Annotated in this window: 16 protein-coding genes and 1 pseudogene; 10 read left to right on the forward strand and 7 right to left on the reverse strand. The window is 72.6% G+C overall.

What is annotated here, in order from left to right:
- Positions 1 to 258 (forward strand): annotated as a pseudogene (locus AOK03_RS13000) (AMP-dependent synthetase/ligase); the annotation flags it as partial.
- A 9-nt stretch (positions 259 to 267) separates the two neighbouring features.
- Here the strand turns inward: AOK03_RS13000 and AOK03_RS13005 are convergent.
- Positions 268 to 582 carry an AzlD domain-containing protein gene (locus AOK03_RS13005; RefSeq protein WP_055565384.1) on the reverse strand — a complete coding sequence of 105 codons (315 nt, stop codon included), beginning with the start codon at positions 580 to 582 and terminating at the stop codon, positions 268 to 270.
- The gene (locus AOK03_RS13010) at positions 579 to 1,343 is read right to left on the reverse strand and encodes an AzlC family ABC transporter permease (protein WP_079074687.1); all 765 of its coding nucleotides are present in this window, start codon (positions 1,341 to 1,343) and stop codon (positions 579 to 581) included. Before AOK03_RS13010 ends, AOK03_RS13005 begins: the two co-directional genes overlap by 4 nt.
- 95 nt (positions 1,344 to 1,438) lie before the next feature.
- Between AOK03_RS13010 and AOK03_RS13015 the strand changes: the two genes are divergently transcribed.
- Positions 1,439 to 1,999, forward strand: coding sequence for a helix-turn-helix domain-containing protein (locus AOK03_RS13015; RefSeq protein ID WP_055565385.1), 561 nt, complete (start codon positions 1,439 to 1,441; stop codon positions 1,997 to 1,999).
- 90 nt (positions 2,000 to 2,089) lie between these two features.
- Here AOK03_RS13015 and AOK03_RS13020 read toward each other — a convergent pair whose 3' ends face one another.
- On the reverse strand, positions 2,090 to 2,986 hold the full coding sequence (locus AOK03_RS13020) for a MurR/RpiR family transcriptional regulator (protein ID WP_055565386.1): 897 nt from the start codon (positions 2,984 to 2,986) through the stop codon (positions 2,090 to 2,092).
- A gap of 107 nt (positions 2,987 to 3,093) precedes the next feature.
- On the opposite strand from AOK03_RS13020, the gene AOK03_RS13025 reads away from it, so the two are divergent.
- Genes AOK03_RS13025 through AOK03_RS13050 form a run of 6 tightly spaced genes read left to right on the forward strand, consistent with a single transcriptional unit; the run spans position 3,094 to position 9,504 of the window.
- Positions 3,094 to 4,239, forward strand: a complete 1,146-nt coding sequence (locus AOK03_RS13025) for a C45 family autoproteolytic acyltransferase/hydrolase (RefSeq protein WP_055565387.1) — start codon at positions 3,094 to 3,096, stop codon at positions 4,237 to 4,239.
- Positions 4,236 to 5,885, forward strand: coding sequence for an ABC transporter substrate-binding protein (locus tag AOK03_RS13030; RefSeq protein WP_055565388.1), 1,650 nt, complete (start codon positions 4,236 to 4,238; stop codon positions 5,883 to 5,885). Before AOK03_RS13025 ends, AOK03_RS13030 begins: the two co-directional genes overlap by 4 nt.
- Positions 5,886 to 5,894: 9 nt before the next feature.
- Positions 5,895 to 6,851 (forward strand): ABC transporter permease, encoded by a 957-nt coding sequence (locus AOK03_RS13035; RefSeq protein WP_055565389.1) that lies wholly within the window; start codon positions 5,895 to 5,897, stop codon positions 6,849 to 6,851.
- Positions 6,848 to 7,690, forward strand: coding sequence for an ABC transporter permease (locus AOK03_RS13040; protein WP_055565390.1), 843 nt, complete (start codon positions 6,848 to 6,850; stop codon positions 7,688 to 7,690). The genes AOK03_RS13035 and AOK03_RS13040 overlap by 4 nt, the downstream gene beginning before the upstream one ends.
- 3 nt (positions 7,691 to 7,693) lie before the next feature.
- On the forward strand, positions 7,694 to 8,698 hold the full coding sequence (locus AOK03_RS13045; RefSeq protein WP_079074688.1) for an ABC transporter ATP-binding protein: 1,005 nt from the start codon (positions 7,694 to 7,696) through the stop codon (positions 8,696 to 8,698).
- Positions 8,695 to 9,504 (forward strand): ABC transporter ATP-binding protein, encoded by an 810-nt coding sequence (locus tag AOK03_RS13050; RefSeq protein WP_055565391.1) that lies wholly within the window; start codon positions 8,695 to 8,697, stop codon positions 9,502 to 9,504. Before AOK03_RS13045 ends, AOK03_RS13050 begins: the two co-directional genes overlap by 4 nt.
- 154 nt (positions 9,505 to 9,658) lie before the next feature.
- Here the strand turns inward: AOK03_RS13050 and AOK03_RS13055 are convergent, their stop codons facing one another.
- Positions 9,659 to 9,862, reverse strand: a complete 204-nt coding sequence (locus AOK03_RS13055) for a cold-shock protein (RefSeq protein WP_006138897.1) — start codon at positions 9,860 to 9,862, stop codon at positions 9,659 to 9,661.
- A gap of 354 nt (positions 9,863 to 10,216) precedes the next feature.
- On the opposite strand from AOK03_RS13055, the gene AOK03_RS13060 reads away from it, so the two are divergent.
- A complete protein-coding gene (locus AOK03_RS13060; protein ID WP_107097988.1) occupies positions 10,217 to 11,053 on the forward strand; it encodes a menaquinone biosynthetic enzyme MqnA/MqnD family protein in 837 nt (278 codons plus the stop codon).
- Positions 11,054 to 11,062: 9 nt separating this feature from the next.
- Here AOK03_RS13060 and AOK03_RS13065 read toward each other — a convergent pair whose 3' ends face one another.
- On the reverse strand, positions 11,063 to 12,079 hold the full coding sequence (locus tag AOK03_RS13065; RefSeq protein WP_055565392.1) for an alpha/beta hydrolase: 1,017 nt from the start codon (positions 12,077 to 12,079) through the stop codon (positions 11,063 to 11,065).
- A 171-nt stretch (positions 12,080 to 12,250) separates the two neighbouring features.
- Between AOK03_RS13065 and AOK03_RS13070 the strand changes: the two genes are divergently transcribed.
- Positions 12,251 to 13,975 (forward strand): serine/threonine-protein kinase, encoded by a 1,725-nt coding sequence (locus tag AOK03_RS13070; protein ID WP_055565393.1) that lies wholly within the window; start codon positions 12,251 to 12,253, stop codon positions 13,973 to 13,975.
- Here the strand turns inward: AOK03_RS13070 and AOK03_RS13075 are convergent.
- On the reverse strand, positions 13,947 to 14,588 hold the full coding sequence (locus AOK03_RS13075) for a hypothetical protein (RefSeq protein WP_055565394.1): 642 nt from the start codon (positions 14,586 to 14,588) through the stop codon (positions 13,947 to 13,949). The genes AOK03_RS13070 and AOK03_RS13075 overlap by 29 nt on opposite strands.
- Before the next feature lie 59 nt (positions 14,589 to 14,647).
- Positions 14,648 to 19,396 (reverse strand): FtsK/SpoIIIE domain-containing protein, encoded by a 4,749-nt coding sequence (locus AOK03_RS13080; RefSeq protein ID WP_055565395.1) that lies wholly within the window; start codon positions 19,394 to 19,396, stop codon positions 14,648 to 14,650.
- Between the last annotated feature and the right edge of the window lie 77 nt (positions 19,397 to 19,473).

Here is a 19,473-nt window from a genome sequence, read left to right on the forward strand (position 1 = left end):
GGGTGGGCGGCGCGGGAGGGAGTGACGCTGACCGGCCCCGCCTCCCGCGACCCGCGCGTCCGCGCCCTGGTCCAGGAGGCGGTGGACGCCGCCAACGCCGCCGTCTCACGGCCCGCGCGCATCCGTGACTTCACGGTGCTCGACGAGGACTTCACGGTGGAGGGCGGCCTGCTCACGCCGAGCCTGAAGGTGCGCAGGAAGGCGGTGACGGAGCGGTACGCGCAGACGGTGGAGGAGCTGTACGCCAAGGCTCGGTAGAAGGCGTCGCTACCGCACCCCGGCGAGCCGCAGCAGCGCCGTGGTCGCCGCCGCGCCCACCACGACCACGGCGAACGGCGCCCTGCGCCAGGCGAGCACCCCACCGGCCAGCACCCCGGCGGGCCGCGCCCAGCCCGCGAAGCCCTGCCCCTCGGTGAGCGCCCCGGTGGCGAGCAGCGCGACGAGCAGGACGGTGGCGCCCACGGTCAGCAGCTCCTGGACGCGGGCGGGGAGTTCGACGCGGCCGTGCAGGGCGGGCCCGGCAAGACGGAAGGCGTACGTTCCCGCGGCCAGGGCGAGGATGCAGGCGAGTGTGGCGTTCACGAGGCGCTCCTCGACGAGGCGGGGCGGGGGCGGCGGGGTCCGCGGCGTGCCGCGAGCAGGCCGAGGAGGGCGAGGAGCACCGGCACCCCGGCGGGCAGCAGCGGCGCCGCGACGACCGCGATGACGGCACCGGCCGCCGAGGCCCGGCGGGCCGCGCTGTCGGCGCGCAGGGCGGGCAGCACCAGGGCGAGCAGTACCGCGGGGAACGCGGCGTCGAGGCCGAACCGGTCGGTGTCGCCAAGCGCGGATCCGGCGAGGGCGCCCGCGAGCACGCTGAGGTTCCACGCGACGAACAGGCCGGTGCCGGATATCCAGAAGGCCGCCTTGCGCTGCTCGGGGCCCCGCTGGGCGAGGACGAACGCGGCGGTCTCGTCGGTGACGAGGTGCGCGCCGATCAGCCGCGCGGTCCAGGACCGGCCGAGGTCGTCGGCGAGGGCCAGGCTGAATGCCGCCGTGCGGGAGTTGAGCAGCAGCCCGGTCGCCGCGGCCGCCACGGGGCCGCCGCCCGCGGTGAGGATGCCGACGGCGCTGAACTGGGCGGAGCCCGCGTACACGAGCAGCGACATGAGCACCGGCACCCACACGGGAAGCCCGCCCCCGACGGCGATCGCGCCGAAGGAGATGCCGACGACGGCGTCGGCGAGCCAGACGAGCGCGATGTCGCGCAGGACGCCGGGCGGCAGGTCGGAGAGGCGGACGAGGCCGGTGGACCCCTCGTCCGTTCGGCAGGACGGATCGTCTGTTCGGTGTGGCGAACGCATGCGTCGTAGGATGGGCGGGGAGGATCGCGTTCGTCAAGCCGAACGATTGGTCCCCTGTATCGAACGAACGGGGAAGAGGGCTAGGAGAAGCACTGATGACCGACGCGTCCCGGATGCCGCGCGAGTGGGTGGCCGCGGCCCTGCGCCGTGAGCGCACGAAAGCCGGGCTCTCCCTCTCCGAGCTGGCCAAACGCGCGGGCATCGCGAAGTCCACGCTGTCCCAGCTGGAGGCGGCCACCGGCAACCCCGGCATCGAGACGCTCTGGGCGCTGGCCGTCGCGCTCGGCGTCCCGTTCAGCGTGCTCGTGGAGTCGCCCGCCCCCGCCGTGACCGTGATCCGCGCGGGCGAGGGCCCCTCGATGCGGGCCGAGAACTCGTCGTACGTGGGCACGCTGCTCTCCGGCGGCCCGACGGGCGTCCGCCGGGACATCTATCACGGCGCGATGGAGCCGGGTCCGGCCCGCGAATCGGACCCGCACATCCCCGGCTCGGTGGAACACATCATCATCAGCACCGGCCGCCTCCTGGCGGGCCCGAGAGCGGAGCCGGTGGAACTCGCGGCAGGTGATTACATGTCCTACCGGGGCGACGTCCCCCACGCGTACGAGGCCCTGGAGCCCTCCACGACGTTCGTCCTGGTGATGCAGCACGTGTAGCGGGGCCCTGGTGTCGGGGGGCACGTCGCAAGGGGCGCGGGGAACTGCGCGACCGGCCCCCACCGTCCCGCGGACGAAAAAGGGACCGGCTCAACCCTTCCGGGGCCGAGGGGTCAGCAACTGATCTCGCAAGGCGGTGAGTTGATGCGACGTGTCAACGGCCCGCGCCTCGTCCACCGTGGTCAGCGCCAGCAGAACCGCATCGGCGACGACCAGCGCCGTAAGCGCCTCCGTGGTGATCCCGGTCGGTGTGTGCGGGGCGGTCAGCACCGCGTCGACCCGCCCCCCGTACAGCTCGGCCAGCTCGTCCGTCACCAGGACGACCCGCGCCCCCACGGCCCGCGCCCGGTCGACGAGGACCGAGATCTCCGCGAGCGCCCGCCCCGGCTGGAAGATCACCACCGCGTCGCCCTGCCGGATGCCGAGCAGATGGTCGGCGAGCGCGAACCCGGTCGCGCCCACGTGCCGGGCACGCCGGCCGATCCTGCCGAGCGCCAGCGCCAGGTGCCGGGCGGCGAGTTCGGACGCGGCGACGCCGTAGCAGTGGATCTCGGCGGCCTCCGCGAGCGCCTCCACCGCGGTGCGCAGGGCGTCGTCGGGGGTGAGCCTGCGGGCGTGCTCGATGCGCTCCTGCGCCTCGTCGAACACCTCGTCCCAGATGTCGCCGAGGTCCCGGCCGACGTGGTCGATGCGCTGCTTCAGGCGGACCTCGGGCGCCACCGCGGAGGTGAAGTCCGACGCCAACTCCCTTTTGAGCGCGGGCAGTCCCGCGTACCCGAGGCGCTGCAGGGCGCGCACGACCGTGGCGTTGCTGGTGCCGCTCGCCGTGCCTAGCTCCTGCGCGCTGGCGAAGACCAGGGACTGGGGCGGCGCGCTCGCCAGGTACTGCGCGACCGCGCGCTCCGAGGCGGACAGGGCTTCCCACTGGTCACGCACGGCGGACCGGAGCCGCCGGACGCCGCGCTCCGCACCCTCTGAAATTTCCATTACGGCTATTGACTCTCGTGTGACGGCGGTTACTCTCCTGGGCAACGCATTCCAAGTGGAGAGTTTCTTGTAATAGACGTTACAGGCTCTCCGTCGCTAGGAGAACCATGGCACCCCGCACGCTCCCCGTGATCGAGATCTCCGGTACGCCCGTCGAACGCGGCCGTCAGTACGGCGAGGCCGTCCGCCCCCAGCTCCGCGCCGCGCTCGGCTACTACGAGGAGGCGTTCGGCCAGTCCGCCGGGCTGACCTGGGACCGCGTCACCGCACGGGCCGCCCGCTGGCTGGAGCCCGTCCGCGCCCACGCCCCCCACTACGTCGACGAGATGCAGGGCATCGCCGACGGAGCCGGGGCGAGCCTGCTCGACGTGCTCGCCCTGAACGCCCGCGGGGAGGTCATCTACGACAAGTCGTTCGCCGACATGGCATCCGCCGAGGAGCCCGCCGAAGGCTGCACCTCCTTCGCCGCCTACGGAGAGGCCAGCGGCGACGGCCATGTCTACGCGGGCCAGAACTGGGACTGGCGCGCGGGCGTCGCCGACACCGTCGTCATGCTCCGCGTCGTACAGCCCCCGAAACCCACCCTGATCATGCAGGTCGAGGCGGGCCAGATCGGCCGCCAGGGCGCCAACTCCGCCGGTATCGCGCTCAACGCCAACGGCCTCGGCGGCCGCTTCGACGAGCAGGTCGGCCTGCCGCAGACCGTCGTGCGCCGCAGCGTCCTGGACCGGGCCACCATCACCGACGCCCTCGACGTGCTCTGCCGCACCCGCGCCCACATCGCCAGCAACGCCCTGCTGACCTGCCGCGAAGGCTTCGCGATCGACCTGGAGACCACACCCGCCGGACACGGCTGGATGTACGCCACCGACGGTCTCCTCGTCCACGGCAACCACTACCAGGCAGGCGTCCCCGCCGCCCTCGCCGCCGACTACCGCCCCCTCTCGTCCGACTCCCTGGTCCGCGTCCCCCGCGCCGAACAGGGACTGCGCGCCCTGCGCGCCTCCACCGGCCCGGAGGAGTCCCTGAAGCTGATCAAGCAGGCGATGTCCGACCACCTGGGACTGCCCGAGTCGCTGTGCACCCACCCCGACCCGCGCGATCCCGCCGTCAAGCACTGGACCACGCTCGTCTCCTCCTGCGCGGACCTGACCAGCGGCGACTACCACGTGACCGCGGGCACCCCGTGCGACCGCGACTACCAGCACATGCCCTGGAACCTCTACGACGGCCCGTACGGAGACCACTCATGAGCACGTCGAGAACCGCGCGCGCGGCCGCGGCGGGCCTCGCCGCCACCGCCCTGCTCGCCACCGCCTCCTGCAGCGGCGCCGACCTGGCCACGACCGGCGGCGCCCCCGCCGACGCCGCCGAGCTGAAGCTGTCCGCCACGACACCCGCCGCCAAGGGGACGCAGGACAAGGCCGACTGGCTCCTGGAGGACGAGCCCGACTCCCTCGACCTCGACACCCAGGGCTCCAGCGCAGGACGCGTCGTCCTCACCAACGTCTGCGAGCGCCTCTACCGGCTCCGGCCCGACATGAGCATCGAGCCGCACCTCGCCACCAAGGCCCGCACCCCCGACGACAGGACCCTGGTCCTGACCGTCCGCACCGGCGTCACCTTCCACGACGGCTCGGAGCTCACCGCCGACGACGTGCTGTGGAGCCTTCGGCGCCACGCGGACCCCGACATGGAACAGGCCGACGAGTTCGGCAACGTCCGCTCCATGAAGAAGACCGGCGACCACGAGATCACCATCCGCTTCAAGGCCCCCGACGCCCTCTTCACCAAGGCCCTCGCAGGCGACGCGGGCATCGTCTGGAACAAGAGGCAAGTCACCGCCGCGGGCAAGGAGTTCGGCACCCCCGGCCAGGACGACGCCTGCTCGGGACCGTACGAGCTGACGAAGTGGAAGTCCGGCGACTCCCTCACCATCGAGGCGTACGAAGGGTACTGGGGCAAGAAGCCGCGCACCCGCCGGGTCACCTTCCGCTGGGCCTCCGACAGCGCCCTGGTGAACGCGCTGAAGACGGGCGCCGCCGACGGGACGTACGCCGAATCCCCCAACACCGCCGCCGCCCTGCGCGGCGCCAAGGGCCTCGACCAGCACTACGGCCCCTCCACCGCCTCGCTCGCCCTCATCCCGACCGGACGCGGCGGACTCGAGGACCCGCAGATCCGCCGCGCCCTCTCCCTCGCCATCGACCGCACCGGCATCGCCAGGTCCGGCTACGGCGGCCTCGTCCAGCCCTGGGCCACCCCCGTCGGCTCCGGCGCGTGGGGCTACGAGAAGCCCCGGTTCGCCGCCGCCCAGCGGAAGCTGGCCGCGTCCGCTCCCGCCTCGCCCACCGCCGACGACCTCGCCGAGGCCAAGCGCCTGGTGAGGTCCGCGGGCGCCCCCACCGACCCCATCGTCATCGGCACCGACAGCACCCAGGGCCGCATCGTCGTCGCCAACGCCGTGCGCGCCGCCCTCCAGCGGATCGGTCTCAAGGGACAGATCAAGACCGTGCCGACCGCCCAGTTCGAGGAGTTCTACAGCGACCCGCAGGCCCGCGCCGACATCGACGTCCTGGTGGGGGACTGGTACATCTCCAAGGCCGACCCCATGGGCTTCTACGACAACGGCCTCTCCGACTCCCCCAACAACTGGGTCGGCTTCAAGGACGCCACGTACGACGAACTCGTGCGCCGCGCCCTCGGCACCCTCGACGACACCCGGCGCGCGAAGCTCGCCGTCGACGTGCAGCGCCGGTTCGTCGACGCCGCCGTGTGGATCCCGCTCGCCCAGGTGCCGACCGCGCTCGTCCTGAACGACCGCATGACGGGCCCGCCCGCCTCGCAGTCCTACCTCTACTACCCGTGGGCCGCCGAACTCGGCCCGAAGAAGGGCTAGGCGAGCGGCATGACCTCCTTCGTCCCCCGGCTGATCCGCCGCCTCGCGGGGCTGTTCGCCACCCTCTTCGCCGCGTCGTTCGTCATCTTCGCCGCCGTGTACGCGGCGCCCGGCGACCCCGCCGTGTTCCTCGCCGGCGGCCGCGACAAGCTCACCCCGGAGCGGCTCGCCACCGTCCGCGCCCAGTACCACCTGGACGAGCCCCTCGTCGTCCAGTACGGACGCTGGCTGTGGGACTGCGTCCACCTCGACCTCGGCCGGTCCTTCAAATACAGCGACCAGGTCTCCGACCTCGTCGCGGCCCGCTTCCCGACCACGCTCCAACTCGTCGCGTACGCCACCGTGCTGTTCGTCGTCCTCGGTGTCGGCGCGGGCGTCCTCGCCGCCGTGAAGCGCTCCACGTGGGTCGACTCGGCCGTCGTCGGCGGCACCACGCTCGCCGCCTCCGTGCCGTCCTTCGTCGCCGCCATCGCCCTCGTCTCGCTCTTCGGCGTGCAGCTCGGCTGGTTCCCCGTCACCGGCAGCGGCGAGGGGTTCACCGGCACCCTGCACCACCTCACCCTGCCCGCCCTGTCGCTCGCGCTCGGCGCCCTCGCGATCATCAGCCGGGTGACCCGGCAGGCCATGGCCGACGCGGCCGCCGCCGACCACGTCGAGGCGGCCCGCGCCTCCGGCGTCCCGGAGCGGGAGATCATCCGGCGCCACGTCCTGCGCAACGCGCTGGGCCCCATCGTCACCATGTGCGGCCTCGTCATGGCGGGCATGCTCGCGGGCACGGTCGTGGTCGAGACCGCCTTCGGCCTCAGCGGCATCGGCTCGCTCCTCGTCGGCGCCATCAACACCCACGACTTCCCCGTCGCCCAGGCCGTCCTCCTCCTCATGGTCACCGGCTACATCGTGGTCACCACGCTGGTGGACCTGGCGCATCCGCTCCTGGACCCCCGAGTGAAGGGAGCCACGTCGTGACGACGCCCGCCCTCGCCCCGTCGCTGCCCGTACGCCCCCGGCGCCCCGTCGCCGTCACGGTCGCCGGAGCCTTCCTCGCCCTGGTGGTCCTGGCCGCGGTCCTCGCGCCGCTGCTGGCCCCCTACGCCCCCGACGCCATCGACCTCTCCGCCTCCCTGGTCGGCACCGGCGGCGAACACCTGCTCGGCACCGACTCCTCCGGCCAGGACCTGCTCTCGCGCGCCCTGTACGGGGCCCGGACGAGCCTGATCGCGCCGGTCCTGCTGCTCGCCGTGGCATCCGTGCTCGGCGTCTTCCTCGGCGTCCTGGCCGCCTGGCGCGGCGGCTGGGTGGACGCCCTGGTCTCCCGCCTGACCGACGTGATGTACGCCTTCCCCGGCCTGCTGTTCACCGTCCTGATCATCGCGGTCTTCGGCGCGGGCATGACGACGTCTGTCCTCGCCCTCGGCCTCGCCTTCACCCCCACCATCGCCAAGTACACGCGCTCCCTGGCCCTTTCGGAGGCCCGCAAGCCGTATGTCGACGCCTACCGGGTCCTCGGCATGGGCGGCGCCCGCATCTGCACCGCCCACGTCGTCCCGAACCTGGCCCGCGCCGTCCTCGGCTACCTCGTGGTCCTCTTCGGCGAGGCGCTGATGTCCCTGGCGACCCTCTCCTACCTGGGCTTCGGAGCCCAGCCGCCGTCCTCAGACTGGGGCTTGATGGTGCAGGAGGGGCAGGCCGCCGTCGTCCAGGGCGCGCTGCTGCCCGCCATGGTGCCGGGCACCGCCATCGCGCTCGTCGTCGTGTCCTTCAACGTGGTCGGGGTCTGGGCCGCCGACCGGCTAGGGAGCCAGTGAGCCATGACGCTCCTCGACATCAGGGACCTCACCGTCCGTCTCCCCGGGGCCGCGCGCCCGGTCCTCGACTCGGTGTCCCTCCGCGTCGCGCCCGGCGAAGTCGTCGGCCTGGTCGGCGAGTCGGGCTCCGGTAAGTCGACGACGGCGAAGGCGGCCATCGGACTGCTCCCGCCCGGCGCGTCCGCATCCGGCTCGGTCCGCTTCGCGGACACGGACGTCCTCGACCTCACCGGCGAGCGGCTCCGCGCCCACCGGTCGGGCCCCGTCGCCATGGTCCACCAGGACCCGCGGGCCGCTCTCAACCCCGTGCGCCGCATCGGTGACTTCCTCACCGAACGGGGCGCGAGCCGGGCCCGCGCGGCCGAGCTCCTGGCAGCGGTGGGCCTGACGTCCCCCGCACAGCGCCTGCGCCAGCGGCCGCACGAACTCTCCGGCGGCATGCTGCAGCGCGTCGTCATCGCGGGCGCCCTCGCCGCCGAACCGCGGCTGCTCCTGGCCGACGAGGCGACCAGCGCCCTGGACGTGACCACGCAGGCGGAGATCCTCGCCCTGCTGCGCACCCTGCGCGCCACCCGCGACCTGGGCCTGCTCCTCATCACCCACGACCTGCACCTGGCGGCGGCGTACTGCGACCGCGTGTACGTGATGTATGCGGGCCGGGTGGTCGAGGAACGCGCGGCCGACGCCCTGTTCGCATCCCCCGCGCACCCCTACACGCAGGGCCTCCTCGCCTGCTCCCCGACCCTGGGCGAGTCCGGCCCCCTCCGCCCGATCCCGGGCCGCCCCCCGTCCCTGACGGACACGTTCACGGGCTGCCCGTTCGTGGCCCGGTGCGGGGCGGCGGAGGAGGCGTGCGAGACATGGCTCCCGCAACCACGGGCGCTGGCCGACGGCGGCTCGGTGACCTGCCGTGCCGTTTCCGTTGTGGGCACCCGTCCCGCACGGCGGGACGGGTGGGCACAACCCCCGGTGCCGGGTACCGACAACGACAAGGCGAGCCACGAATGACCACAGAAATCCTGCTGTCGGCGGACGGCCTCACCAAGACGTATCCGCTGCCGGGCGGCGGCCGCCACCGGGCGGTGGCGGACGTGAGCTTCGCCGTCCCCCGGGGCGGCGCCCTGGGGATCGTCGGCGAGTCCGGCTCGGGCAAGACGACGGTGGCCCGCATGCTCGTGGGCCTGGTCCGCCCGGACGAGGGCACGATCCGCGTCGCGGGCGAGCCGCGCACCCCACGCGCCCCGAGGGGGAGGTCCGCGAGGCTGGCCCGCGCCCGCGAGATCCAGATGGTCTTCCAGGACCCCTACATCTCCCTGGACCCGCGCCTCACGGCCGGCCAGTGCGTACGGACGGCCCTGCGCCTGCACGGCAGGGAGGAGAGCCGGGCGGAGGCCCTCCTGGACCGGGTGGGCCTCGGCGCCCGGGAGGCGGCCGCCCGCCCCAGGGAACTCAGCGGCGGCCAGCGCCAGCGCCTGGCCATCGCGCGGTCGCTCGCCGTGGATCCGCAGGTCCTCGTCCTGGACGAGGCGGTCGCCGCACTGGACGTGTCCATCCAGGCGCAGATCCTGCGGCTGCTCGACGAGATCCGGCAGGACACGGGCGTCGCCCTGGTCTTCGTCAGCCACGACCTGGCCGTGGTCCAGCACGTCACGGACGAGGTCCTGGTGATGCGCCGCGGGCGGGTCGTGGAGCAGGGGCCCACCGACGGGGTCCTGAGCGCTCCCGAGGATCCGTACACCAAGCTCCTGCTCGCGTCGGTCCCCGGCGAGGGCTGGGACCCGGCGGCAGCGGTCCGGGCGCGGGCGGCGCTCTAGGGGCCGTCCCGAGGGCCTGTGCCGCAACCCCCGAAAAGGCAGGAGCCCCGCTTCCTCCGCTCGCACGGAGGAGCAGGGCTCCTTGGGTACTGCTCTCAATCTCCGGATCTGGTCACCGGAGCAATCACACGCCCCACTCGCGTGGGGCGCCCGATTACATCGGGGTGACGTTCTCCGCCTGCGGGCCCTTCGGACCCTGCGTCACGTCGAAGGAAACGGCCTGGTTCTCCTCGAGGGAGCGGAAGCCGTTCGCGTTGATCGCGGAGTAGTGGACGAAGACGTCCGGGCCGCCGCCTTCCTGGGCAATGAAGCCAAAGCCCTTTTCAGCGTTGAACCACTTCACGGTTCCGGTAGCCATAAGCCCTCCTTGGGCCAAAGGGTTGCCCTGCTCCAGAACCAGCGATTGTTTAAACAACTGCATAAGTCTGAAAACGACGAGAGCCCGCGGGGTCACATGCTCCGCAGGCTCTGTACTGCAAGGGAAACCAAACTGCAACTTGCGGCGAGCTTAGCACGCAGGCAGGGGAATGCAATAGGGGGCAAGATCACGTCACCCGGAGGTTTGACGAGGCCCCCAGTGGGGTTGACGGGGCGCGTCCCCGCCCCGGCGCCCGCACCGTACCGCAAGGGGGCTAGCCTCGCCGATGTGGACAATTCTCCCCTGAACGCCTTCGCGGGGGCAGGCGCCGAACAGCCGCACGACTCCCGTCGCATTCCCCGGCCGCGCGTCGGTCACATCCAGTTCCTGAACTGCCTGCCCCTGTACTGGGGGCTCGCGCGGACCGGGACCCTCCTCGACTTCGAGCTGACCAAGGACACCCCCGAGAAGCTCAGCGAGCAGTTGGTCAGGGGCGAGCTGGACATCGCGCCCGTCACCCTCGTCGAGTTCCTGAAGAACGCCGACGACCTCGTCGCCTTCCCCGACCTCGCGGTCGGCTGCGACGGGCCCGTCATGTCGTGCGTGATCGTCTCGCAGGTGCCGCTGGACCGGCTCGACGGCGCCCGGGTGGCGCTCGGCTCGACCTCCCGCACGTCTGTGCGGCTCGCGCAGCTGCTGCTCGCCGAGCGGTACGGCGTGCGGCCCGATTACTACTCGTGCCCGCCCGACCTGGGGCTGATGATGCAGGAGGCGGACGCGGCCGTCCTCATCGGTGACGCGGCGCTCCGCGCCAACCTCATCGACGGACCGCGGCTCGGCCTGGACGTCTACGACCTCGGGGAGATGTGGAAGGAGTGGACGGGCCTGCCCTTCGTCTTCGCCGTCTGGGCGGCGCGGCGCGACTACGCCGCGCGGGAGCCGGAGGTCGTGCGCGAGGTGCACAAGGCGTTCCTCTCCTCCCGCGACCTCTCCCTGGAGGAGGTCGGCAAGGTCGCGGAGCAGGCCGCACGCTGGGAGTCCTTCGACGCCGGGGTCCTGGAGCGGTACTTCACGACGCTCGACTTCCGCTTCGGCGGCGCGCAGCTGGCGGGCGTGACCGAGTTCGCCCGCCGGGTCGGCCCGACGACGGGCTTCCCGGCGGACGTGCGGGTGGCGCTCCTGGAGTCCTGACCTCGCGGGTCAGGCGTGCGGGATCGGTGCCTGCATGTGCCCGCTGATCCACTGGATGGGTCCCTCGGCCATGGCGGGGACGTAGGTGCGCGCGTTGTGGCCGCCGCCCTGGATGACGTTGAGCCGCGTCTTCACGGGGCCCTTCCCGTACGTCCCGATGAACTTCCGCAGGTTCGCCTGCCCCGATTCCTCGGTGCCGATCTGGAAGGCGAGGTCGACCTCCGGGCCCCCGCGGTCGGCGAGGTGCCGGGCCAGCCGCTCCGGGTCGTTGGCCCGGCGCTCCTTCTCGTGGCCCGCCCAGAGCGGGGAGTCGGGGACGGTGTCCGGTCCGCTCGCGATCACGGCGCGGAACCTGTCCGGATGCTTCAGGACGGACTTCAGGCCGACGAAGCCGCCGGACGAGGAGCCCATGAAGGCCCAGCCGTCACGGGACTTGAAGGTCCGGAAATTCGCCCGGACGAAATCGGGGACGTCGTCCGTCATCCACGTGCCCATTTTGGGTTGCCCCGGAATATCGCTGCCGTCGTAATAGTTCTTTGCGTCCGGATTGAGTACGGGCATCACCACGATGAACGGCAGGCTCTTCCCTTCCCGCGACCATCGGGCGATGCTGCTCTCCAGCTTGAGGTCGGTCCCCATCCAATAATTGTTGGGATAGCCGTTGCCGCCCGGCAGGGCTATCAGTACGGGGAAGCCGCTGTCGGCGTACTTCGGGTCGAAGTACTGCTTCGGCGCCCAGACCCATACCTTGCCGGTGAATCCGGACTTCTTCCCCCGCAGCGTCGTCACGCCGATCTTCGTGCCGTCGTCCAGCGTGCTCTCGGTGGTGAAGGCCGACTTGGGGCCGGTGGGGAGGAGCGTCTTCTCGGCCGCCGCACCCTTCGCCTGCCCGGTGGCGCGCGAAGCCTTCGGGTCGTCGAAGCTCACCGGTTCGCCTTTGTCGGAGGAGCAGGCCGACAGGAGCAGCGCCGAGGTCAGGGCGGCGGCGGTGGCGGCGAGTGCGGTGGAGGGGCGGCGACGGTTCATGGGGGCCTCGGGGTGGAGTCGAAAGGGCCTATAAAGCCCTAAAGCGGTCATTACTCACATGTAGAGGGGGAAGCGGGCAGGGACGTTCCCTCGACGGCTCGCGCACTACGCTGATCCGTAGTGCTGAGTCGCGCGAGGTGTCCGGCGCCGTGCCTGGGGGAGGCCAAGGTCATGCATCCGCTCGAAGCCGACGAACCCACCGTGATCGGTCCCTACCGGCTGCTCGGCCGGCTCGGCTCCGGCGGCATGGGCCGGGTCTATCTGGGCCGCAGCGCGGGCGGCCGCACCGTCGCGGTCAAGGTCGTGCACCCGCACTTCGCGCTCGACGAGGAGTTCCGGGCCCGCTTCCGCCGCGAGGTCGACGCGGCGCGGCGGGTCGGCGGCGACTGGACGGCGCCCGTCCTCGACGCGGACCCGGAGGCGTCCGTCCCGTGGGTCGCCACGGGGTACGCGGCCGGGCCCTCGCTCACCGAGGCGGTGCGGGACGGCGCGCCGCTGCCCGAGCACTCCGTACGCGTCCTCGGCGCGGGCCTCGCCGAGGCGCTGGCGCACGTGCACGCGCTGGGGCTCGTCCACCGAGACGTGAAGCCCTCGAACGTCCTGCTCACGCTCGACGGACCGCGCCTGATCGACTTCGGCATCGCACGGGCCACCGACGGCACGGCCTCGCTCACCTCCACCGGCGTCTCCATCGGCTCGCCCGGCTACATGTCGCCCGAGCAGATCCTCGGCAAGGGCGTCACGGGCGCGGCGGACGTCTTCTCGCTCGGGGCGGTCCTGGTGTACGGGGCGACGGGGCAGTCGCCCTTCCCCGGTGACTCGTCGGCGGCCCTGCTCTACAAGGTCGTCCACGAGGAGCCCGAACTCCGCGCACTGAGCGGAGAGTTGCGCGACCTCGCCGCCGCCTGTCTGGCCAAGGAGGCGTCCGCGCGCCCCACCCCCGGGGAACTCGCCCGGCGTCTCGCCCCGGAGGGCGCGGCGGCGCTGGTGGCCGCGGGCTGGCTGCCGGGTCCTGTGGTGGAGCGGGTGAGCCGGAGTGCGGTGCGGCTGCTGGACCTGGACACGGGGGCGGGCGCGGCGGGTGCGGGCGCGGCGTCGGTGAACGCGCCGTCCGGGCCGGTGGCGTTCAACAACCCCTCCGTGGAGGGGTCCTTCGGGCCGCCCGACCCTTCGTACGGGTCCTCTCCCGCGTACGGGTCCTCGCCCGCGTACGCCGACGCGGCACCGGCCGCCCCCGCGGCGCCCCCTGCCCCCGCGGTGCCGGAACCCCGCTCCGAGGCGCAGGCGGACACCCGGCCGCCCGGCAAGTTCTCCGTCTCCGTGGCCGCGACCTCCGTGCCGGAGGGCCCGAACGGGCGCGGCCGCAGGATGAGTTGCACCGTCGCGCTCGCCGTGGCCGGAGCGCTGGCCGCCGTCACCGTCGGCTCGGTGTTCGTCTTCGGCATGCTGCCGGACGAGAAGTCGGCGAGCGACCAGGGCGCGGAGCCCCCGGCGTCGTCCGCCACGCCCAGCGCCCCGGGCGACTCCGCGGGCGGGGGCAGGGTCCCCGAGGCCTACCTCGGCGCGTGGCGCGGCGACGCCGACGCGGCCAACGGCAAGGTCCCCCTCGGCACCTTCACCGTCACCCTGCGCCAGGCGAAGCCGGGGGACCGGCTCGGCACGGTCCTGCAGCGCGACCCGATCGGCAACACGTGCACGGACGTCCTGACCCTCAAGTCGGCCACGAAGCAGGAGGTCGTCGCGGTGGGCAAGGGCGCCGAGGGCAACGGCGGCCAGTGCGCGCAGACGTCCCACACCGTCCGTCTGCGTCTGGAGGGGGCGGGCCGGACCCTCGTCTACACGTCGGACGACCCCGACGCGGGCGACCCTAGGGCGCGGCTGTCGCGGGTGCGGTGAGCGCCGCGCGGCGCCTCTTCAGGTACAGGTGGACGAGCCAGCCGCCCACCACCGCGCAGAGCACGGCCGCCGCGAGGCCCGGCAGCCACAGGTACGGGTACTGCTCGTGGATCCAGCAGGGCTCGCCGTGCGCGAAGCACTCCGGGCCGCGGCGGCGCCGCTTGGGCCTGGTGGCGCCGAAGCAGAGCAGCAGGAGCAGGCTCGTCAGTGCCGCGCCGGGGAGCGCGGCGGCCGCCCAGCCGATCGAACGGGCCGTCTCCTTCTTCCAGTTCGCCCGCGTCAACGGCGCGATGACCGCGGCGACGGCGGGCGGGGCGAGGAATCCGATGGTGATCGCGAAGCCGTAGCCGCCGCCCGGCCAGTCCGGGGCGATTTCGCCCCACAGCGTCTCGCCCCAGGCCAGGTCCGCCAGGGCGAAGAGGACGACCACGGCGAGGACGGCGAGGAACATCAGGGCGCCGAAGCGCCAGCCGCCCCGCTCGCCCTCGCCGTCCCGCCCGCCCTTGCCGCCCCGTTTTCCCGGTCGGCCGGAGGTCCGCGCCCCCGGCACGTGGTCGTACCGCAGGGCGGGCCCCGCCGCGCGCCGCCGGACCTTCCTCGCCGAACTCCCCACGGCCGTCCTCCTTTCCGCCGGGTCGCCCACCACAGCCGACTTCATCCGACCACAGCCGACTACAACGGAGTCGTCACCGTGGCGATCTCGCCGTTGCCGAGGTGCAGCATGCCCTTGCCCGGCGCCACCGGGCCGCCGACCATGCTGCGCGAGATCCTGAGCCCGATGAGGTCGCCGCTGGAGCTATCCTGCGGCGACAGCAGGATGCCGCGGCGTCCCTTCTTCGCGTCGACCTGCCAGCCAGAGAAGCCGCTGCAGACGTCCTCCTCGTCACCGGCGAGGACCAGGGCGAGGCCCTGGTCGGCGCCGCGCTGGATGATCCGCTTGAAGTGGCTCGCCGCGTCGGCGTCCTCAAGGATCTCGGCGTCGTCGATGAGGACCACGACCGGGTTCTCCGGGGACGCCTCCGCCTCGTCGATGAGCTCCTCGAACTCGTCCTCGTCGATGTCGTCCTCGGTGAACACCTTCAGTACGCCCTCGGTGCCTTCGAGCGCGCGCAGCGGCGACTGGCGCGGGGCGGCGACGACGAGACGTACGCCCTGCGTCCGGAACGAACGCGCCATGTTCAACAGGACCGTCGAGCGGCCCGACTTGGCCGGGCCCGCGATGACGAAGGCGGGCACGCCCTCCGCCAGGTCGGGGCCGTGCCCCATGACCTCGTCGCCGCCGATGCCCACCAGCGCCCACAGCCTGGAGCGCGAGGCGTCCGGGTCGCGCAGCTCCCACGCCTCCTCGAAGGAGATGCGGCTCGGCAGCGTGTCGACGCGGAACGGGCGGCGGTGGCGCGGCACATCGGCGTCGCGGGCCGCGGCCTGCTCGCCGATCGCGGCGATCGCGGCGGCCTGCCCCTGACCCGTGGAGTCCTCGGAGAGCAGCGCGAACTGCGTCTCCGTGCCGCTCTCGTTCCGGAAGGCGCGGCCCGGCGCGATCTCCTCGGGGACCTTGCGGGCCGGGATGCCGAGCATCGAGAAGTCGGAGCGGTCGGCTAGGCGCAGGCCGTACTTGTCCTCGGTGAGGGAGGAGATGCGGCCCACCAGGATCTGTCGGTCACCCGTCATCACCATGTGGAGGCCGACGCTCGCGCCCTCGCGCATGATCGTGGTGATCTCGTCGGTCAGCGCACCGTGGTCGACCTCGCCGAGGGTGGGCAGCCAGCCCTCCCACCGGTCGAGCAGCACGACCAGGTGCGGCAGCCGCTCGTCCTCGGTGGCGTCGGCCCGCTGCTCGCCGATGTCCGCGTACCCCTTGTCGGCCAGCAGGTCCTGGCGGCGCGTGAGTTCGCCCTTGAGGCGGTTGATGAGGCGCACCACGCGCTCGGTCTGGTTGCGGCCGACGACGGCGCCGCAGTGCGGCAGGCGGGTCAGTGCGTTGAGCGCGCCGTTGCCGCAGTCGATGCCGTAGAGGTGCACGTCGGCGCTGGAATGGGTGCGGGCGAGGGAGCCCGCGATGGTCCGCAGGACCTGCGAGCGGCCGGAGCGCGGGGCGCCGCCGATCATCAGGTGGCCGAAGTGCGCGAAGTCCACGACGACGGGGCGGCGCGCCTGGTCGGCGGGCAGGTCCTCGACGCCGTACGGGGCGGGCGTGAGCGCGCCGGGGGCCGTGCGGGGCGCCGGGGCCGGGATCTCGTCGAGCAGCAGCGTCTCGCCGAGCGCGGGCAGCCAGGGGCTGTGCTGGGCGGGGATGCCGAGGCTCCGGTTGGCCTCGATGATCTCGTCGACCAGGACCTTCAGGTCCGTGATCTCCTCCTCCTCGCGGGCCTGGGCCTTCGGCTTCACCAGCGCGGCGCGGCCGAGGGCCGCCCAGTCCAGGGCGTCGACCCAGGGCGCGAGCAGCGCGGGGTCGGCGGCGCCGGGGCGGCGGCCACCGACGCGTCCCGACTGGAAGGGCACGAGGGAGGCGTGCCCGAGACGCACGTACGCCCGTCCCGGGGTGTTCTTGGAGATGTGCCCGGCCTCGGGGGAGTCGATGACGTCGCTGGACTCGCCGCCGTCGGTGACGCGCAGCGCGATGCGGAGGTTGGTGTTGGCGCGGATCTCGGGCGACACGACGCCGGAGGGCCGCTGCGTGGCGAGCAGCAGATGAATGCCCAGCGAACGACCACGCTGAGCGATGTTCACGAGCCCCGTCACGAAGTCGGGCAGGTCGCGCACCATCGAGGCGAACTCGTCGATGACGATGAGGAGCCGCGGCACGGGCGCGTGCGACGGGTCGCGCCGCACCAGGTCCTGGTAGTCCTCGATGTCCTTGGCGTCGGCGTCGGCGAGGATGTGCTCGCGCCGCTTCAGCTCGGCGCCGAGCGACTCCAGGGCGCGCTCGACGAGGTGCGCGTCGAGGTCGGTGACCATGCCGACGGTGTGCGGCAGCTTCACACAGTCCTTGAACGCCGAGCCACCCTTGTAGTCGACGAGGACGAACGTCATGTTCTCGGGCGTATTGGCCACGGCGAGCGCGGCCACGATGGTCTGCAGCAGCTCGGACTTACCGGAACCGGTGGTACCGGCGATCAGGCCGTGCGGGCCGTCCTTGCGCATGTCGATGCCGAACGGGCCGTCGTACGACTCACCGATGACGGCCATCGTCGACTGCCCGCCCGCCTGCCACCTGGCGGTGATCGCGCCGGACGTCGGCGGCTCCAGCTGCAGCACGTCGAGCAGCCGGCTGGACCCGGGCAGCGCGGAGTCCTCGGTCTCGCCGCTGATGTCGCGCAGCGGCGACACGGACCGCGCCAGGCGCAGGCACCAGGCGGGCGTCACGAAGTCGGGCCGTACGTCACGGAGCCGCTCGGCGCCGCTCATCTCGACCCGCAGCCGCAGCTCGCGCGGTGCGCTGGACTGCTGGGGGTCGGGCGAGGCGGTGTGCCAGGCCTGGAAGGACGGGAAGCCGCCGGGGGCGTGCTGGGGCTGCGCGGGCGCGTTCGGCACGCCCTGCGGAACCGGTCCGCCCCCGTACGCGTGGGGGACCGGCTTGGGCTCGGCGACGACGAAGGCCTGGCACTCGCCGGGCAGAAACCGTTCTTCGGTGTCGAGGCAGAGTGCGTACATGTGCACCGCGGGACCCTCGCGCAGCAGCCGCACCACGCCGGGCAGCGACCGCAGCCGCCGCGACCCGTCCCACACGACGACGATGTCCGGGTCGGAGAAGTTCGCGCCCTGGCTCTTGTTGTCCTCCGCGGCCTTCACGCGCGCGTCGAGGATCTGGGTCAGCTCACCGATGCGGGCGCCGACGGTCTCGGCGTCCGTCCCGATGAGTACGTTGATGTCCTGTCCGCCCGAGGGCCGGGCGTGCGGCAGCCACCGCACCCAGTCCCAGCTCTCCTTCGACGTGGCCTCGGTCAGCACGTAGAACTGCACGTCCATCGGGCTGTGCAGGGTCGCGGTCTGCGCCACGGCCCAGCGCCCGAGCGCGGTGGCGGAGTCGTCGGGCCCCGCGATGCCGATGACGCCAAGCCCCTTCAGCGGCAGGGCGACGGGTGCGTCCTCGATCTTCCACGTCACCTGGCGCCGGTGCTCGTCCTTCTCCGGGTCGTCCAGGACGACCTCGGAGGGCAGCTGCCCGGTGCCGAACCGGAGCAGCAGATGGTCGCCGTCGGTCCGCCGCCGCTCCCACAGCCGCGTACGGGGCCCGGTGCTCAGGGCGAGGACGCTGGCGGGGTCGGGCACGGCGTTGCGCCGGTCGAGGCGCTCGGCCACCAGGGCGTCCTGCGCGTCCTTCTCGATCCGAGCCTTGGTCTCCTTGTACTCCTTGACCTGCTTCGCATGGGACTTGCGCCCGTGCTTCTTGTCCATGAAGTAGTTGCCGAACAGCATGATGGGACTCAGTCCCGCCATGATCAGGTAGTACCAGCGATTGAAGATCATCGCCGCGACGACGGCACCGACCAGCGGGAACAGCGCCATCAGCCAGGGCAGCGGGCGCGCCTCGAAGTCGCGGGGCGGGCTGGGCAGCCGGAAGTTGGTCTGCCGCTCGGGCGGACGCAGCCGCGGGGGCCGGTTGTAGTCGAGCCCGGCGCCGTCCTCGGACCACTTGAGGGCGGCGTTCGGCGGCGTGTACCGGACGAGTTCGAGAAGGGTGTTGCCGACGGCGATCTGCGCGCCGAGCGGCCAGGGGACGGTGTTGCGCGACCCGGCGGCCCGAGCCTTGGCCCGAGCTTCCTTCCGCTCCTTCCACTCCTTCCGTTCCTGCTTCTCCCTCTTCTCCCGCGCCTTCCTGTCCTTCTTGGACTCTCCCTCGGGCGGGGTGGACGTGAGCGGCTCGTCCTCGTCCTTCTCCTCGCCGAAGGGCGCACCGTCGAGGGTCACGCCCTCCTTGTCCTTTTCGTCCCCGTGCAGGGTGGCTTGGCAGGTGCCGTCCGTTGCAACTGACAACGTGAGGGCGCGGTCGGGCAGCTCCGGATCGTCGATGCGGATGTACGCGGCGGGCCCGCCGCCGATGTCGTACCGCCCGATGCCGAGCCGGTGCACGGAACCGGCGGCGGCCCCGCTCGCGACGCGCAGCTCGACGAGGCCGGAGGGCTCCCCCGGCAGACAGCCCGCGGGATCGTTGAGGCTGACGACGGCGCCCTCGCGCAGCGGCGAGGTGACGACGGTGGCGGAGGGGTCGACGGCGTACCCGTCGACGTAGATCATCGGCGCGCCGCCGCCGGGCGCCTGCTGCCCGTGCCCGATCGGGATGACCTGCGCGCCGCTGTGGCCGACCTGCCGGGCCAGTTCCACCGCGATGTCCTGCACGGTGGACTCGGGATCGGCGTCGAGAACCACGTCGGCGGTGCCCCCGCCGAACGGATCGACGACGGTCAGAGTCAGGCGCACGATCGTCCTCCCCGGAGCTGAACAATGCGCCTGACGATATCCGCTCCCCCCTTCCCACGGGCAACGGCCTGTGCGCG

It is taken from the genome of Streptomyces atriruber (assembly GCF_001418325.1).
Classification (GTDB): domain Bacteria; phylum Actinomycetota; class Actinomycetes; order Streptomycetales; family Streptomycetaceae; genus Streptomyces; species Streptomyces atriruber.

Bases quoted from the DNA above. Each gene is read 5' to 3' on its own strand.
- AOK03_RS13010 (WP_079074687.1), bottom strand. From the start codon at position 1,343: ATGCGTTCGCCACACCGAACAGACGATCCGTCCTGCCGAACGGACGAG.
- AOK03_RS13015 (WP_055565385.1), top strand. From the start codon at position 1,439: ATGACCGACGCGTCCCGGATGCCGCGCGAGTGGGTGGCCGCGGCCCTG.
- AOK03_RS13020 (WP_055565386.1), bottom strand. From the start codon at position 2,986: ATGGAAATTTCAGAGGGTGCGGAGCGCGGCGTCCGGCGGCTCCGGTCC.
- AOK03_RS13025 (WP_055565387.1), top strand. From the start codon at position 3,094: ATGGCACCCCGCACGCTCCCCGTGATCGAGATCTCCGGTACGCCCGTC.
- AOK03_RS13030 (WP_055565388.1), top strand. From the start codon at position 4,236: ATGAGCACGTCGAGAACCGCGCGCGCGGCCGCGGCGGGCCTCGCCGCC.
- AOK03_RS13035 (WP_055565389.1), top strand. From the start codon at position 5,895: ATGACCTCCTTCGTCCCCCGGCTGATCCGCCGCCTCGCGGGGCTGTTC.
- AOK03_RS13045 (WP_079074688.1), top strand. From the start codon at position 7,694: ATGACGCTCCTCGACATCAGGGACCTCACCGTCCGTCTCCCCGGGGCC.
- AOK03_RS13050 (WP_055565391.1), top strand. From the start codon at position 8,695: ATGACCACAGAAATCCTGCTGTCGGCGGACGGCCTCACCAAGACGTAT.
- AOK03_RS13055 (WP_006138897.1), bottom strand. From the start codon at position 9,862: ATGGCTACCGGAACCGTGAAGTGGTTCAACGCTGAAAAGGGCTTTGGC.
- AOK03_RS13065 (WP_055565392.1), bottom strand. From the start codon at position 12,079: ATGAACCGTCGCCGCCCCTCCACCGCACTCGCCGCCACCGCCGCCGCC.
- AOK03_RS13070 (WP_055565393.1), top strand. From the start codon at position 12,251: ATGCATCCGCTCGAAGCCGACGAACCCACCGTGATCGGTCCCTACCGG.